This window comes from Geodermatophilus sp. URMC 62, assembly GCF_052931475.1.
On sequence record NZ_JBRFHY010000001.1, the window covers coordinates 1,405,729 to 1,421,022 of the forward strand.

At 76.3% G+C, this 15,294-nt stretch carries 18 protein-coding genes; 10 read left to right on the forward strand and 8 right to left on the reverse strand.

Annotated features, from left to right (window positions below):
• Window positions 1-11: 11 nt before the first annotated feature.
• Genes ACU616_RS06730 through ACU616_RS06745 form a run of 4 tightly spaced genes read left to right on the forward strand, consistent with a single transcriptional unit; the run spans window position 12 to window position 4,259 of the window.
• The gene (locus tag ACU616_RS06730) at window positions 12-779 is read left to right on the forward strand and encodes a DeoR/GlpR family DNA-binding transcription regulator (RefSeq protein WP_446757704.1); all 768 of its coding nucleotides are present in this window, start codon (window positions 12-14) and stop codon (window positions 777-779) included.
• On the forward strand, window positions 776-1,792 hold the full coding sequence (locus tag ACU616_RS06735; protein WP_446757705.1) for a 1-phosphofructokinase family hexose kinase: 1,017 nt from the start codon (window positions 776-778) through the stop codon (window positions 1,790-1,792). The genes ACU616_RS06730 and ACU616_RS06735 overlap by 4 nt, the downstream gene beginning before the upstream one ends.
• 18 nt (window positions 1,793-1,810) lie before the next feature.
• A complete protein-coding gene (locus ACU616_RS06740) occupies window positions 1,811-3,943 on the forward strand; it encodes a PTS fructose transporter subunit IIABC (protein WP_446757706.1) in 2,133 nt (710 codons plus the stop codon).
• Between the two features lie 55 nt (window positions 3,944-3,998).
• A complete protein-coding gene (locus tag ACU616_RS06745; RefSeq protein ID WP_204692040.1) occupies window positions 3,999-4,259 on the forward strand; it encodes an HPr family phosphocarrier protein in 261 nt (86 codons plus the stop codon).
• 229 nt (window positions 4,260-4,488) lie between these two features.
• Here the strand turns inward: ACU616_RS06745 and ACU616_RS06750 are convergent, their stop codons facing one another.
• Window positions 4,489-4,956: an SRPBCC family protein gene (locus ACU616_RS06750; protein WP_446757707.1), complete on the reverse strand. Its 468-nt coding sequence runs from the start codon at window positions 4,954-4,956 to the stop codon at window positions 4,489-4,491.
• Window positions 4,957-5,082: 126 nt separating this feature from the next.
• On the opposite strand from ACU616_RS06750, the gene ACU616_RS06755 reads away from it, so the two are divergent.
• A complete protein-coding gene (locus tag ACU616_RS06755) occupies window positions 5,083-6,282 on the forward strand; it encodes an FAD-dependent monooxygenase (protein ID WP_446757708.1) in 1,200 nt (399 codons plus the stop codon).
• A gap of 38 nt (window positions 6,283-6,320) precedes the next feature.
• Here ACU616_RS06755 and ACU616_RS06760 read toward each other — a convergent pair whose 3' ends face one another.
• Genes ACU616_RS06760 through pdhA form a run of 3 tightly spaced genes read right to left on the reverse strand, consistent with a single transcriptional unit; the run spans window position 6,321 to window position 9,926 of the window.
• On the reverse strand, window positions 6,321-7,805 hold the full coding sequence (locus ACU616_RS06760) for a dihydrolipoamide acetyltransferase family protein (RefSeq protein WP_446757709.1): 1,485 nt from the start codon (window positions 7,803-7,805) through the stop codon (window positions 6,321-6,323).
• A 4-nt stretch (window positions 7,806-7,809) separates the two neighbouring features.
• Complete coding sequence (locus ACU616_RS06765) at window positions 7,810-8,790, reverse strand: alpha-ketoacid dehydrogenase subunit beta (protein WP_446757710.1); 981 nt, start codon at window positions 8,788-8,790, stop codon at window positions 7,810-7,812.
• Entirely contained in the window at window positions 8,787-9,926 is a 1,140-nt protein-coding gene (pdhA, locus tag ACU616_RS06770) for a pyruvate dehydrogenase (acetyl-transferring) E1 component subunit alpha (protein ID WP_446757711.1), read from the reverse strand. Before pdhA ends, ACU616_RS06765 begins: the two co-directional genes overlap by 4 nt.
• 219 nt (window positions 9,927-10,145) lie before the next feature.
• On the opposite strand from pdhA, the gene ACU616_RS06775 reads away from it, so the two are divergent.
• The 3 genes from ACU616_RS06775 to ACU616_RS06785 are packed head-to-tail and all read left to right on the forward strand — an operon-like array spanning window position 10,146 to window position 11,744.
• Window positions 10,146-10,643, forward strand: a complete 498-nt coding sequence (locus ACU616_RS06775; RefSeq protein ID WP_446757712.1) for an Lrp/AsnC family transcriptional regulator — start codon at window positions 10,146-10,148, stop codon at window positions 10,641-10,643.
• A gap of 28 nt (window positions 10,644-10,671) precedes the next feature.
• Window positions 10,672-11,253, forward strand: a complete 582-nt coding sequence (locus tag ACU616_RS06780) for a hypothetical protein (protein ID WP_446757713.1) — start codon at window positions 10,672-10,674, stop codon at window positions 11,251-11,253.
• An 8-nt stretch (window positions 11,254-11,261) separates the two neighbouring features.
• On the forward strand, window positions 11,262-11,744 hold the full coding sequence (locus ACU616_RS06785; RefSeq protein ID WP_446757714.1) for a hypothetical protein: 483 nt from the start codon (window positions 11,262-11,264) through the stop codon (window positions 11,742-11,744).
• On the opposite strand, the gene ACU616_RS06790 is transcribed toward ACU616_RS06785, so the two are convergent.
• Window positions 11,734-11,988, reverse strand: a complete 255-nt coding sequence (locus ACU616_RS06790) for a DUF3253 domain-containing protein (RefSeq protein WP_446757715.1) — start codon at window positions 11,986-11,988, stop codon at window positions 11,734-11,736. The genes ACU616_RS06785 and ACU616_RS06790 overlap by 11 nt on opposite strands.
• Before the next feature lie 54 nt (window positions 11,989-12,042).
• Here ACU616_RS06790 and ACU616_RS06795 point away from each other — a divergent pair, with 54 nt between their 5' ends.
• Window positions 12,043-12,561 carry a hypothetical protein gene (locus ACU616_RS06795; RefSeq protein ID WP_446757716.1) on the forward strand — a complete coding sequence of 173 codons (519 nt, stop codon included), beginning with the start codon at window positions 12,043-12,045 and terminating at the stop codon, window positions 12,559-12,561.
• Between the two features lie 122 nt (window positions 12,562-12,683).
• Here ACU616_RS06795 and ACU616_RS06800 read toward each other — a convergent pair whose 3' ends face one another.
• Together ACU616_RS06800 and ACU616_RS06805 are read right to left on the reverse strand one after the other, a co-directional pair.
• Window positions 12,684-14,015 carry a serine hydrolase domain-containing protein gene (locus tag ACU616_RS06800; protein ID WP_446757717.1) on the reverse strand — a complete coding sequence of 444 codons (1,332 nt, stop codon included), beginning with the start codon at window positions 14,013-14,015 and terminating at the stop codon, window positions 12,684-12,686.
• 14 nt (window positions 14,016-14,029) lie between these two features.
• A complete protein-coding gene (locus ACU616_RS06805) occupies window positions 14,030-14,347 on the reverse strand; it encodes a DUF3817 domain-containing protein (RefSeq protein ID WP_446757718.1) in 318 nt (105 codons plus the stop codon).
• Between the two features lie 78 nt (window positions 14,348-14,425).
• Here ACU616_RS06805 and ACU616_RS06810 point away from each other — a divergent pair, with 78 nt between their 5' ends.
• The gene (locus ACU616_RS06810) at window positions 14,426-14,740 is read left to right on the forward strand and encodes a hypothetical protein (RefSeq protein ID WP_446757719.1); all 315 of its coding nucleotides are present in this window, start codon (window positions 14,426-14,428) and stop codon (window positions 14,738-14,740) included.
• Between the two features lie 66 nt (window positions 14,741-14,806).
• Here the strand turns inward: ACU616_RS06810 and ACU616_RS06815 are convergent, their stop codons facing one another.
• Complete coding sequence (locus ACU616_RS06815; RefSeq protein WP_446757720.1) at window positions 14,807-15,184, reverse strand: DUF2568 domain-containing protein; 378 nt, start codon at window positions 15,182-15,184, stop codon at window positions 14,807-14,809.
• Window positions 15,185-15,294 lie beyond the last annotated feature (110 nt).

A 15,294-nucleotide genomic window follows, 5' to 3' on the forward strand; every position in this document is an offset into this window, starting at 1 on the left:
GGAGGTGACCGGTGTACGCGGAGGAACGCCAACAGGCGATCGCCACGCTGGTCGTCGAGCAGGGCCGGATCGCGGTGACCGCCGTGGCCGAGCAGTTCGGGGTCACCACCGAGACGGTCCGCCGCGACCTCGCCGTCCTGGAGCGGGGCGGGGTGCTGCGCCGGGTGCACGGCGGGGCCGTCCCCTCCGGCGCGCTCACCCTCATGGAGACCGCGCTCGCCGAGCGCCACGCCACCCACGCCGAGGCCAAGCGCAAGATCGCCGCCGCGGCGGCCGACCTGCTGCCCGGCCCCGGCGGGAGCCTGCTGCTCGACGGCGGCAGCACCACCGCGGCCCTGGCCGAGACGCTGCCCACCGACCGGGACCTGTTCGTCGCCACCAACTCGATCCCGATCGCCGCCCGGCTGGCCACCGCCCCCGGGCTGACGCTGCACGTGCTCGGCGGCCGGGTCCGCGGGCTGACCCAGTGCGCGGTCGGCGAGACGCCGGTGCGCGCGCTGGCCGACCTGCGGATCGACGTCGCCTTCCTCGGCGCCAACGGCATCACCCCCGGCCACGGGCTGACCACCCCCGACGAGGCGGAGGCCTCGGTCAAGCGGGCCATGGTCCGCGCCGGCCAGCGCGTGGTCGTCCTCGCCGACGGCAGCAAGCTGGGCCGGGAGCACCTGGTGCGCTTCGCGGCCGTCGACGACGTCGACGTCGTGGTCACCGACAGCAGCGCCGACGAGGCCGTCGTCGGGCGCCTCGAGGACGCCGGCGTCGAGGTCGTGGTCGCGTGAGCGGCGGCCGCGTCGTCACGCTCACGGCCAACCCCAGCCTCGACCGGACGCTCGTCCTGCCCGGCGCGCTGACCCGCGGGGGGGTCGCCCGGCTGGGCAGCAGCTCCACCGAGCCCGGCGGCAAGGGGGTCAACGTCGCCCGCGTGCTGGCCGCCGCCGGCACCGACGTCCTCGCCGTCGTCCCGGCCGACGAGACCGACCCGCTCGTCACGGCCCTGGCGGCGTTGTCGCTGCCGCTGCGCACCGTGCCGACCGGCGCGCCGGTGCGCACCAACTACACGCTCACCGAGCCCGACGGCACCACCACCAAGCTCAACGAGCCGGGGACGGCACTGGACACCGACACGCGGGCCGCCCTGCGCACGGTGCTGCACGACGCGGCGCGGGACGCCGGCTGGGTGGTGCTCTCCGGCTCGCTGCCCCCGGGCACGCCGGCGGACTGGTACGCCGAGCTGGTCCGGGCCGTCCGCGACACCGGCGCCCGCGTCGCCGTCGACACCTCCGAGGCGCCGCTGCTGGCGCTGCTGGCCGCCGGCCCCGCGTCGGCGCCGGACCTGGTCAAGCCCAACAGCGAGGAGCTGGCCCAGGTGGCCGGCACCACCGAGGCCGAGCTGCTGGCCGACCCCGCCGCCCTGCGCGCCGCCGTCGACGCGCTGCACGCCGGCGGCATCGCCGAGGTGCTGCTGACCCTCGGCGGGGACGGCGCGGTCCTGTCCACCGCCGACGGCGAGGTGTGGTCGGCCCGCCCACCGCGGATCACCGTGCGCAGCACGGTCGGCGCCGGCGACTCGAGCCTGGCCGGCCACGTGCTGGGTGCCCTGGCCGGGGCGCCCGCGGCCGAGCGCCTGCGCCGGGCGGTGGCCACCGGCGCGGCCGCCGCCGCGCTGCCCGGCTCGGCCCTCCCCACGCCCGCCCAGGTCGACCTGGCCGGCGTCTCCGTACAGCCCGGCCCGCCCGGGTCCGCCCCACCCGCAGCCCGACCCGTCCCGGCCGCCGGCCGGGACGTCTCCTGACGCCCCGGAAGGTCCGTCATGTCCGCACTCATCACCCCCGAGCTGGTCGTCCTCGACAGCGACCTCGGCTCAGACAAGGCCGCGGTGGTCCGCCGGCTGGCCGGCCTGGTGGCCGACGCCGGCCGGGCGACGGGCGCCGAGGCGCTCGCCGGTGACGCTCTCGCCCGGGAGGCCCAGGCGGCCACCGGGCTGCCCGGCGGCATCGCCATCCCGCACTGCCGCTCGGCGGCGGTGACCCAGGCGTCGCTGGCCTTCGCCCGGCTCGCGCCCGCGGTCGACTTCGGCGCCGCCGACGGCCCGGCCGACCTGGTCTTCCTCATCGCCGCCCCGGCGGCCGGGGACGCCGACCACCTCACGCTGCTCAGCGCGCTGGCCCGCGCCCTCGTGCGGCCGGACTTCGTGGCCTCGCTGCGCGCGGCCGGCTCGGCCGCGGAGATCGTCGGCCTGGTCGAGGAGGTCGTCTCCCCCAGCCCGGCCAGCGGCGCGAGCGCCGCCGCCTCGGTGCCCGCCCCTGCCACCTCCGCGGCCGCCGCGGCGCCGGCCTCCGCCGACGGGGCCCGGGGCCGCCGCCGCATCGTGGCCGTCAGCGCCTGCCCGACCGGCATCGCGCACACCTACATGGCCGCCGACAAGCTCACCGCCGCCGCGCAGGCCGAGGGCGTCGACCTCGTCGTGGAGACCCAGGGCTCCTCGGGTTCCACGCCGCTGGACCCGGCGGTCATCCGCGAGGCCGACGCGGTGATCTTCGCCGTCGACGTGGGCGTCAAGGACCGGGACCGCTTCGCCGGCAAGCCGGTCGTCCAGTCGGGCACCAAGCGGGCGATCAACGAGCCCGAGGTCATGATCCGCGAGGCGCTCGCGGCCGCCGACGACCCGAACTCCCGGAAGGTGCCCGGCTCCGGCACCGCCGCGGAGGCCGCCACGGCCGGCTCGGGCGCCCGCCCGAGCACCGGGGCGGAGATCCGCCGCTGGCTGCTCACCGGCGTCAGCTACATGATCCCCTTCGTCGCGGCCGGCGGACTGCTCATCGCGCTGGGCTTCCTCTTCGGCGGCTACCAGATCGTCAACGGCAACCCCGCCACCGACGACCAGAGCTACGCGCTCAGCTGGGTCCTCAACAACACGTTCCTCAACCTGCCGAGCGCCCCGGGCGTCGAGGGCCTCAACGACGGCTTCTTCGGCTACCTCGGCGCGCTGTGCACCGTGCTCGGCCAGGCCGCCTTCGGCTTCCTCGTGCCGGCGCTGGCCGGCTACATCGCCTACGCCATCGCCGACCGCCCGGGCATCGCGCCCGGCTTCGTCATCGGCGCGGTCTCGGTCAGCGTCGGCGCCGGCTTCCTCGGCGGCCTGGTGGGCGGCATCCTCGCCGGCCTGGTGGCGCGGTGGATCGCGTCGTGGAAGCTGCCCACCGGTGTCCGCGGGCTGCAGCCGGTCGTGATCATCCCGCTGCTCGCCACGCTGATCTCCAGCGGGATCATGGTCGCGGTGCTCGGCCGACCACTGGCCGCCGCGCTCGAGGGCCTGGGCAACTGGCTCAACGGCCTCAGCGGTACCTCCGCGATCCTGCTCGGCATCATCCTCGGCCTGATGATGTGCTTCGACCTCGGCGGCCCGATCAACAAGGCGGCCTACCTGTTCGCCACCGCCGGCCTGGCCTCGCAGACCAGCGGCTCGCTGGTGATCATGGCCACCGTCATGGCGGCCGGCATGGTCCCGCCGCTGGCGATGGCGCTGTCCACCGCGATCCGGCCGAAGCTCTACACCCCGGCCGAGCGGGACAACGGCAAGGCGGCGTGGCTGCTGGGCCTGTCCTTCATCTCCGAGGGCGCCATCCCGTTCGCCGCAGCCGACCCGCTGCGGGTCATCCCGTCGATGATGCTCGGCGGCGCGGCCACCGGCGCGATCGTCGCCTCCAGCGGCGTCGAGCTGCGGGCGCCCCACGGCGGCATCTTCGTGTTCTTCGCGATGAACAACGTGCTGGTCTTCGTGCTGGCCCTCATCGCCGGCACCGTCGTCGGCGGCCTGGCGGTGACGATCGCCAAGAGCATCGGCCGCACGAAGGCCGAGGCCGTCCCGGAGGACGCCGTCGACCTGGCCCACGCCCACACCGCGACCCCGGCCTCGACCGTCAGCGCGCCCGCGCGCGCCTGACAGGGCAGGCTCGACCCCGACAACCCAGCCCCATCACCTGAAGCGAGGACGACGAATGCCCAGTCAGACCGTCACCGTCGGCTCCCGGGTCGGCCTGCACGCCCGCCCCGCCGCACTCATCGCCGAGGCCGTGGGCAAGGCCGGGGTCCCGGTCACCCTGGCCACCCCGGGCGGCGCGCCCGTCGACGCCGGGTCACCGCTGATGATCATGACCCTGGGTGCCCAGAAGGGCGCCGAGGTCACCGTCAGCAGCGACGACGCCGGCGTGGTCGAGCAGATCGCGGGCCTGGTCGCCCAGGACCTCGACGCCGAATAGCACCCCCACCCCCTCACCCCTCGCACGTTGGGGGTGGGCCTCCGGACACGGCGAGGACGACGACGGCGCCCGTCCCCTGCACGAGGGGGCGGGCGCCGTCGTCGGTGCCGGGCGCGGGTGCGGTCCCGCGCGATGATCAGGGTCCCTGATCGTGGAGCGTCCTCCCTCACCGTGGAACGTGAGGGAGGACGCGCTGGGATCAGGTCACCTGATCATCGCGGTGCCCGGCTCAGGGCTGGTCGGGGCGGGACACGTCGCCGCGCCAGGCGCCGGTCTCGGTGCCGCGGCTCTCGATGAACTCCTTGAACCGCTTGGCGTCGGCCTTGACCTGACGGTCGTCGAACCCGAGCGCGGCGCCGGCCTTCTCGACGATGCCCGAGGGCTCCCAGTCGATCTGGATCATGACGCGGGTCTTGGTGTCGTCGAGGCGGTGGAAGGTGACCACCCCGGCGTGCTTGGAGTCGCCGGTGGTGCTGGTCCAGGCGACCCGCTCCTCGGGGTGCTGCTCGGTGATCTCGGCGTCGAACTCGCGCTTGACGCCGTCGATGTTGGTGACCCAGTGGGTGTGCGTGTCGTCGAGCTGCGTGATCCGCTCCACCCCGCCCATGAACTGCGGGAAGGACTCGAACTGCGTCCACTGGTCGTAGGCGACCCGGATCGGGACGTCGACGTCGACGGACTCCTGCACGCTGGCCATGGGGAACGCTCCTCGTGTCTCGAGATGTCGTTGCGGTCGAGCGCGCCCTACCCCTGCCGTCGCGCGGGGACACGTCCGCCCGCGCCGGCGCGATGATGGGGTCGCGACGGCGGGAGGGGTGCGGGGATGACGGGACGGCGGACGGCGACGGTGGTCGGCGGCGGCATCGCCGGGCTGGCGGCCGCGGCGTCGCTGCTGCGCGCCGGCTGGCAGGTGACGGTCCTGGAGCGGGCCGCGGCCTTCGGCGAGGTCGGTGCGGGCGTGGCGGTCACCCGCAACGGCATGGCCGCGCTGGACGACGTCGGGGTGGGCGCTCGGGTCCGTGCGGCCGGGCGCGCGACCTCCACCGCCGGCACCCAGGACCGGCACGGGCGCTGGCTGCTGCACCTCCCGGCCCCGGGGGACGACCCCGACCCGGTCAACCGCCTCTGGGGCGTGCACCGGCAGCGGCTGCACGCCGCCCTGCTGGACGCCGCCGGGGACGCCGACCTGCTCACCGGCGCCGCCGTCGTCGGCGTGACCGCCGGCGACCCCGACGGGGAGCCGGCGTCGGTGACCTGGCGCTCCGGCGGCACGGAGCACACGCGGACATCGGACCTGCTCGTGGCCGCCGACGGCATCCGCAGCGCCGTGCGGGGGCAGCTGTTCCCCCGCGCCCGGCTGCGCTACAGCGGGTGGAGCAGCTGGCGGGCGGTGGTCGACGTCCCCGGGACGACCGACGACCGGTTCGTCGCGGTCTGGGGACCGCAGGCCGAGTTCGGCACCGTGCCCATCGGCCCCGGCCAGGTCTACTGGTACGGCTACGTCCGCTCCTCCGAGGGCGTCCGCCACGACGACGAGCACGCCGCGGCCGTCGCGCACTTCGCCGGCTGGGCACCGCACGTGCGCGCCACGGTGGCCGGCACCCCGCCCGAGCGGCTGATGCGCCACGACGTCCACCACCTGCCGGGCGGGCTGGGCTCCTACGCGCGCGGCCGGACCGTCCTGGTCGGCGACGCGGCGCACGCCATGCTCCCGACGATGGGACAGGGCGCCAACACCTCGCTCGAGGACGGCGTGTGCGTGGGCCGGCTGGTGGGCGGGCCGGTCGCCGCGGGCACGCCGCTGGCCGACGCGCTGGCCGCCTACGACGCCGCCCGTCGCCCGCGCTGCCGCCGGATCGCCCGCGGGTCGCTGGTGACGGCGCGCATCGGCGCCCACGTGCCCGGCGGCTGGCCCCAGGCGGCGCGCAACGCCGTCTTCCGGCTGCTGCCCGCCGGCCTCCTCGTGGACGCCGGCGCGCGCGTGGTGCGGTGGGCCCCGCCGGCGGCCGTGGCCGGCGGCTGACCGGGCACGGCGGCTGACCGGGCACGGCGCCGGGCCGGTCAGAAGGCCAGCGCCGTCCCGGGGTCGGACAGCAGCGCGCCGACGTCGGCGAGGAACCGGGAGCCCAGCTCGCCGTCGACGATCCGGTGGTCGAAGGAGAGCGCCAGCTGCGTCACCTGACGCGGCCGGACCCTCCCCTTGTGCACCCACGGCATCTCGCGGACCGCGCCGAAGGCCAGGATCGCCGACTCCCCGGGGTTGAGGATCGGCGTCCCGGTGTCGACGCCGAACACCCCGATGTTGGTGATGGTGATCGTCCCGCCGGTCATGTCGCCCGGCGCGGTCCGCCCCGCCCGCGCGGTCTCGGTGAGCTCGGCCAGCGCCCGCGCCAGCTCGGTCAGCGACAGCCGGCCGGCGTCCTTGACGTTGGGCACGACCAGCCCGCGCGGGGTGGCCGCGGCGATGCCGAGGTTGACCTGCCCGTGGACGACGATCTCCTGCGCCGCCTCGTCCCAGGAGCTGTTGACCATCGGGTGCCGCCGGGCGGCCAGCAGCAGCGCCTTGGCGACGAACAGCAGCGGGCTGACCTTGACGCCGGCGAACTCCGGGCGCGCGGCGATCCGCGACCGCAGCTTCATCATCCGGGTCACGTCGACGGTCAGGAACTCCGTGACGTGCGGTGCGGTGAAGGCGCTGGCCACCATCGCCGCCGCGGTGTGCTTGCGGACGCCGCGGACGGGGATGCGCTGCTCACCCCCGGTGGCGACGGGGGTCGGCACCGCGGCCGGCGCGGGCGCCGGCGCGGGTCCGGCGGCCGCGGCGGTGACGTCCTCGCGGGTGATGACCCCGCCGTCCCCGCTGCCGGTCAGCGCGGTGAGGTCGACGCCGAGGTCCTTGGCCAGCTTGCGCACCGGCGGCTTGGCCAGCGGCCGGGGCCGGCGGTGCCCGTGCTCGGCGCTGCGGGAGGGCGCGGCGTCCCCGGACAGGGCGTGGGCCTCGGCCTGCCGCCCCACCTCCAGGCCGCCGTGGCGCACCGGCTTGGCCGTCATGTCCGGCGCGGTGGCCAGCAGCGGCGGCCGCTCCTGCCCGCCGGAGCCGTAGTCCGCGCCGACCGGCGCGGGGGCGGCGGGGGTCGCGTGCTCCGCCCGGCGGGGACGGCGGCGGGCCTCGGTGGTGCGCGGGCCGTAGCCGACCAGCACCGCCGTCCGGCCCCCGGGTGCCGCACCGCCGATGAGTCCCGCGGCCGGCTCGGCGCCGTCCCCGCCGGGTTGGGGTGCGGGCGCCGGGGCGGCCGGGGCGTCCGCGCCGTCGTCGATGGTGATGATCGGCGTGCCGACGTCGACCGTCGTCCCGGCCTCCGACAGCAGCTCGGTGACCGTGCCGGCGTACGGCGAGGGCAGCTCGACGGCGGCCTTGGCCGTCTCGACCTCGCACAGCGGCTGGTTGACCGTCACCGTGTCGCCGACGGCGACCAGCCACTGCAGGATCTCGCCCTCGGTGAGCCCCTCGCCGACGTCGGGCAGCTTGAACTGACGCAGTGCCATGTCCTCAGAACCCCATCGCGCGGTCGACGGCGTCGAGCACCCGGTCGAGGTCGGGGAGGTACTCCTCCTCGAGCTTGGACGGCGGGTAGGGCGTGTCGTAGCCGCCCACCCGCAGCACCGGCGCCTCCAGGGAGTGGAAGCAGGCCTCGGTGACCCGGGCGGCGATCTCCGCGCCCAGGCCGAGGGTCACCGGCGCCTCGTGGACGACGACGCAGCGCCCGGTGCGCCGCACCGAGTCGAACACCGGGTCGAGGTCGAGCGGGCTGACCGTGCGCAGGTCGACCACCTCCAGCGAGCGGCCCTCCTCCGCGGCGGCCTCGGCGGCCTGCAGCGCCGTCTTCACCATCGGGCCGTAGGCCAGCACGGTGACGTCGTCGCCGCCCCGCAGCACCCGCGAGGCGAACAGCGGGTCGGGGATGGCGTCGGTGTCGACCTCGGCCTTCTCCCAGTACCGCCGCTTGGGCTCGAGGAAGACGATCGGGTCGGGGTGGGCGATCGCCTGCTGGATGCCCCAGTAGGCGTCGACCGGGTTGCTCACCGCCACGACCTTGAGCCCGGGGGTGTGCGCGAAGTAGGCCTCGGGGCTCTCGCTGTGGTGCTCGACCGCGCCGATACCGCCGCCGAAGGGGATGCGGATGACGATCGGCATCGCCAGCCTCCCCCGCGAGCGGGCGTGGATCTTGGCCACCTGGGTGACGATCTGGTTGTAGGCGGGGAAGACGAACCCGTCGAACTGGATCTCGCACACCGGCCGGTAGCCGCGCATGGCCAGGCCCACGGCGGTGCCGAGGATGCCGGCCTCGGCCAGCGGGGTGTCGACGACGCGGTCCTCGCCGAAGTCCTTCTGCAGCCCGTCGGTGATGCGGAAGACCCCGCCGAGGCGGCCGATGTCCTCGCCCATGAGCACGACCTTGGCGTCGTCCTCCATCGCCCGGCGCAGGCCGAGGTTGAGCGCCTTGCCGATGGTGAGGGTCTGCGTGCTCACTCGTGGCCTCCCTCGAAGCTCGCCTGGTAGGCCTCGAACTCGGCCTGCTGGGCGGCCAGCGGCGGGGTCTGCTCGGCGTAGACCTGGTCGAACATCGCCGTCCCCGGCGGGTCGGGCATCTCCCGGGTGCCGGTGCGGATCCGCGCGGCGAGCTCGTCGGCCTCGGCCTCGACGGCGTCGAAGAACGCCGGGTCGGCGGTGCCCGTGCGCGACAGGTACGCCTTGACCCGCGCGATCGGGTCGCGCAGCTTCCACTCCTCCAGCTCGCTGGCCAGCCGGTAGCGGGTGGGGTCGTCGGAGGTGGTGTGCGCGCCCATCCGGTAGGTGAACGCCTCGACGAAGGTGGGGCCCTGGCCCTCACGGGCGGCGGCCAGCGCCGCCCGCGTGACCGCGAGGACGGCGAGAACGTCGTTGCCGTCGACCCGGACGCCCGGGAAGCCGAAGCCGGCCGCGCGCCGGTGCAGCGGCACCCGCGACTGGCGCTCCAGCGGCACGCTGATCGCGTACTGGTTGTTCTGGCAGAAGAAGACGACGGGCGTGGAGAAGCTCGCCGCCCAGATCATCGCCTCGTTGACCTCGCCCTGGCTCGTCGCGCCGTCGCCGAGGAACGCGACGACGGCGTCCTCCGCGCCGTCGCGCTGCACGCCCATGGCGTAGCCGGTGGCGTGCAGGGTCTGCGCGCCGATGACGACGGTGTAGAGGTTGAACCGGGTGGCGACCGGGTCCCAGCCGCCGTTGTCGACGCCGCGGAACAGGCTCATGACGTGCAGCGGGTCGACCCCGCGGGCCCAGGCGACGCCGTGCTCGCGGTAGGTGGGGAAGGCGACGTCCCCGGGCGCGAGCGCGCGGCCCGCGCCGACCTGGGCGGCCTCCTGGCCCAGCAGGGAGGCCCAGATCCCCAGCTCGCCCTGGCGCTGCAGCGCGGTGGCCTCGGCGTCCCAGCGGCGTACGAGCACCAGGTCGCGGTAGAGGTCGCGCAGCTCCTCGGCGGAGACGTCGATGGCGTAGTCGGGGTGCTCGACCCGCTCGCCCTCGGGGGTCAGCAGCTGCACCAGGTCGGTGTCGCGGGGCAGGTGCGGCGCCTCCGCCCCCGGTACGGGATCGACCACCTCGGTGGTTCCGCTGGACACGCTCACGTGCTCCTCCTCGCCTCGGCCCCTGCCACCGGGGTCGCCGGTCGCGCTGGGGTGCTGGACGTCCGTGCGTGGGCGCCGGGGTGTGGCGCCACTCACACATCCTGACACGGTCCCGCGCTCACCGGAGCACACCACCACCCGGTCGAGGTGCGCAAGGGCCGGTCCGGGAACTGAGCAGGATGCCCGCACGACGGCGTCCCGACGTGCCAGACTGCTCCCGTGCCCGCGCCGCAGGACCGCCTGGACGCCACCGACGCGCGCCTGGTGCAGGCCCTGACCGACGATCCGCGGGCCACGGTGATGGCGCTGTCCCAGCGGCTCGGGCTGGCCCGCAACACCGTGCAGGCCCGGCTGGCGCGGCTGGAGTCCGGCGGCCTGCTCGCGCCCTACGGGTCCCGGGTGCGCCCCGAGGCGCTGGGCTACCGGCTGGGCGCCTACGTCACCGTGCAGGTGGTGCAGCGCAGCCTGGCGGAGGTGGCCGCCGCCCTCGCCGCGCTGCCCGAGGTCCTGGAGGTGACCGCCCTGTCCGGCGCGGCCGACCTGCTGGTGCGGGTGGTCGCCGTCGACGCCGACGACCTGTGGCGGCTCACCGAGCAGGTGCTCGCGCTGCCGGGCGTGCAGCGCACCGACACCGCCCTCGCGCTGCGCCGCTACGTCGACCACCGGGTCGCCCCGCTGCTCGAGCGGGCGGCCGGCACCGACCAGCGCCCCGACTAGCGACCCCGCCGCCGGGTGGGGGCGGCCGGTGCCGACCCCGCTGACCGACCTGCTCGACGAGCTGCTGCACACCTACGGCCCCTGCGGCGAGGAGGGCGCCGTGCGCGGCGTCGTCCGCCGGGAGCTCGAGCCGCTGGCCGACGAGGTGACCGTCGACGCCGCGGGCGACCTGGTGGCGCTCGTGCACGGGACGGACCGGTCCGCCTCGCCGGTGCGGGTGATGGCGCACCTCGACGAGCTGTCGATGGTGGTCGAGCGGGTCGAGCCCGACGGCACGCTGCGGGTGAACTCGCTGGGCGTCATGTACCCGGGCAACTCCGGGCTCGGGCCGGTCGCGGTGCTCGGCCGCCGGGAGACGCTGACCGGCGTGCTCACCCTCGGCTCGGAGCACACCACCCCGGAGAGCCAGCGCATCTGGCAGACCAAGCCCGACGGCGGCGACCAGGCCATGGACTGGACCCACGTGTACGTCGTCACCGGCCGCGACGCCGACGACCTCGCCGCTGCCGGCGTGCACCCCGGGACGCGGGTGTGCGTGCACACCGACGAGCGCGGGCTGACCGAGGTCGGCGACTTCCTGGGGTCCTCCTCGACGACCGGGCGGCGCTGACCGCGCTGGTGGGGGCGGCCCGGCTGCTGCGCGCGGACGGCGGGCGGCCGCCCGGCGACGTCTACCTCGTGGCCACCAGCAGCGAGGAGATGAGCGGCATCGGCGCCCTGCACGCCAGCCGCACGCTGCCCGGCGACCTCACCCTGGCCCTCGACGTCGGCCCGGCCGAGGCGGAGTACCAGGTCACCGTGGACGGCGGTCCGGTGGTCGCCTACGCCGACGACGCCGTCGTCCACGACCGGGAGGTCGCCGACGCGCTCGTCGACATCGGCCGGGAGCTGGGCCTGGACCCGCAGACGGCGGTGTGGCAGTCCTTCGACTCCGACGCCTCGCAGGCCGAGGCCGCGGGCCTGGCGGCGCGCGCGGCGCTGCTCAGCCTGCCCACGCTCAGCACGCACGGGTACGAGGTGCTGCACAGCGGGACGGTGGAGCGGACCGCCCGGCTGCTGGCCGCCTTCCTCGCCCGCCCGGTGCCGCCGGTCAGCGGCTGACCCGCCGGACGCGGACGGGACCGCGGGCGGTGGCGACGTCGACCACCCTGCCCTGCTGGGTGACCTCGACCGCGCCCGCCGCGGCCAGCCGGCCGGCCGCCGCCCGCGCCGCCGGCATCAGGTCCCGCCAGCCCTCCGGGTCGACCGCGCGGGCCGCCTCCGACGGGCAGATCGTCGCGCCGGGCGCCCGGGCGGCCAGCAGCTCCTCGATCGCCCGCTCCAGGGCGGGGCCGGCGTCGTCCACTCCCCCAGGGTGCGCCCGTTTGCCCTGGTGAGCGCGACGGGTACGCCGTTGCGCATGGCGACGCGCACTCCCGTGGGGACGATCGGCAAGGGCAAGCGCGGCATCAGCACGCTCGGCTGGGCGCTGCGCGGTGCGGCGGCCGGCGCGGCCGGCACCACCGCGCTCAACGCCGTCACCTACCTCGACATGACCGTCCGCGGCCGCGGCACGAGCTCCACCCCGGAGCAGACCGTGGAGAAGCTGGCCGAGAAGGCGCACGTGCCCATCCCCGGCGACGAGGAGCACCGGCAGAACCGCATCCAGGGGCTGGGGCCGATCACCGGCCTGGTCGCCGGCGTCGGCGTCGGCGTGCTCATCGGGCTGGCCCGGGCCTCGGGCTTCCGGTCGCAGCCGCTGGTGGGCACGGCGCTCACCACGCTCGTCGTCCTGGTCGCGGCCAACGGCCCGATGACCGCGCTCGGCATCACCGACCCCCGCACCTGGTCGGCCACGGACTGGGCCAGCGACATCGTGCCGCACCTGGCCTACGGCGCCGTCGTCAAGACCACGATGGACGCCTTCGACCGCCTGTAGCCGCCCTTCCCGGGGGCTCACCGTCCGACCCGCGCCGCCGCGGCCCACTCGACCGGCCGCGAGATCTGCACACTGGCCGCCATCAGCACCGGGAAGGGGACGAGTGTGCAGATCTCGCGGGGTCAGCGCGGCAGTCCCCAGCCGGCCTCGTCGACGCCGCCGGGGACGGGCGCGGCGGGGTCGTAAGGCGTGCGGGTAAAGACGAACGTGCCCAGGTCGAGGTGGTCGGCGGCGATGCGCAGCGGCTCGCCGGCGTAGTAGCCGTCCAGGCCCACCCACGTGCCGTCGTCGCGCCGCCGGAAGCGGCTGGCCCTCCCCGCGCGCCCGGGCAGCGGCCCCAGGTGCAGCAGCCCCCCGGGCAGCGCGCGCAGGGCCAGCGGCGCCGGGCCCCAGTACCAGATCCCCAGCTGCTCCAGCGGCACCGGCGCCGGGGAGGGCACCCAGGGCTCCACCACCCGCGGCTCGGCGGCGCGCAGGTCGGCCAGCAGGCCGGGGACCAGCGCGTCCAGGCCGCTGGTCGTGTTGGCCAGCGAGACCCCGCCGGTGCCCTCCTCGCGGTCGACGAACACCCCGGCCAGGAAGCCGGGCATCGAGCCGCCGTGGCCGGTGAGCGTGCGCCCGTCGACGCGCAGCACCTGCAGGCCCAGCCCGTAGGCCGACCACGCCGGCGAGGAGGGGTCGACGCCGGCCGGCACCGCCATCTCCTCCAGCGTCGCGGGCGACAGCACGTCGCCGGTGTCGCCGAGCAGGAAGACGGCGAAGCGGGCGAGGTCGGCCAGCGTCGCCCACAGCTGCCCGGCCGCGGCCATGACGCCGGCGTCGTGCTCGGGCTCGGGCAGCACGACGTCGGCCCACGGGTGCACCGCGTGGCCCTGGGCGGCCCGCCCGGAGGGGCGCGTCGTCGTCCGGGTCATCCCCAGGGGGCCGAGCACCTCGGCGGTGACGACGTCGGCCCACGACCGGCCGCGCACGCGGGCGAGCAGCTCGCCGAGCAGGCCGAACCCGAGGTTGGAGTAGTGGAAGCGGCGGGCCTCCCCGAGGACGACGTGCTCGCCGGCCAGCCCGAGGTCGGCCAGCGACCCGCCGGGGACGCGCTCCCACCACCCGCCCGGGCTCTCGGCCGCGGCACCGGCGAGGTGCGACAGCAGCTGCCCGACGCTGCGGTCGCCGAACGGCGTACCCGGCAGGTGCCGGTCGAGGAGGTCGTCGAGGCCGAGGCGCCCCTCGTCGCGCAACCGCATCACCGCGACGGCGGTGACCGTCTTGCTGATCGAGCCGAGCCGGTACTGGACGTCGGTGTGCGGCTCGTCGACGTCACCGCGGCCGGCCGACCACACCGGTCCGCCGTCCCGGACGACGCCGGCGACCAGGCTCGGCGCCCGGCCGTCGCGCTGCACCCGGGCGGTGCGGGCGAGCAGGGTGCGGGCGGTCGCGGGGAGGACGGGCTCCGGCATGCCCGCACGGTAGGTCAGGCGCGCGCGGGCTCCTGCAGGCGGCCGGTGCGCCCGGCCCAGCGCTCGAACACCACCGTGGCCAGCGGGGGCACCGAGGCGGCCAGCGCGAGCAGCGCCGTCCACCGCGACCAGCCGAGCACACGGGCGGCGACCAGGGCGACCACCACGTAGGCGACGAACACCGCCCCGTGCACCGGGCCGAAGAACTGCACGCCCGCCTCCGTGGTCGCCGGCACGTACTTGACGTACATGCCGGCGAGCAGGCCGACCCAGGACAGCGCCTCGGCGACGGCGGCGACGCGGAAGGCGAGGGCGACGGTGCGGGGGTTCATCGCGGGGAGGTCCTCCGGTGGACGGTCGGGTCTCCCCTGTCCAACGGGGACCGGTCGTCGAGGATCCCGGCCGGCGGTGTGACCTCCGTGGCAGGGCCGGTGGGCGTGCGGGGTCCGGCGCGGCGCGAGCTCTGCCTCGTGCTGCTCCGCCGGATGGCCGACCTGCGTCCCGACCTGGTCGCCGGGGCGCTCCCCCGCCTCGGCGCCACCCGCGCCGAGGCCCACGCCGCCCACACCCGCTGCTGGAAGGACTCCGTCCCTCCCCCGCCTCGCACGCTCGGCGCGAGCCTCCGGACGGGGGCGCCGCCGGCGACCGCGGGGCGGCTGTGGGAGCACGTCGTCGGCGACGTCAGCGGGCTGCCGGCGCCGTGGACGTCGACCCCGGCGTCGTGACCCGCTGGGAGGTCCGCCTGACCTCGGGCGCCACGGCGGCCTTCGTCCGGGGCCTGCTGCAGCGGGTCAGCGCGCCCGGGCAGCCGCCGCGTCCCTGACCGGCGGCTGCAGGGCCGCCGGGTCGGACAGCAGCGCACCGGCGGCCGAGACCACCGCCAGGACGGCGGCCGGCACGAGCCCGGCGAGGTCGGCCAGGGCGGCGACCGCGCCCCCGAGCACGGCGAGCTTCGTGACGACGAGCAGCGCCCGCGCCCGGACGACGGCACGGGGCGCGGCGAACAGACCCCACAGCACCGCCGCAGCTGCCGGCAGACCCGCTCCGAGGAGCACCCGGAGGGCGGCCGCCTCCGGCACGGTGGCCCCCCACCAGGCCAGGACGCCCAGCGCCGCCATCTCCGAGAGGAGGGCGGCGACCGCTCCCGTCCACGCCCCTGTGCGTCGCATCCCGGCCTTCTGACGTGAGCAGTGCTCTCGTTCGCGAGCAGCGTTCCACACCAGCCGGCCGGGGTCCAGACGCAGCGGAGCCCCGGCTCCCGCGAGGGGCCGGGGCTCCG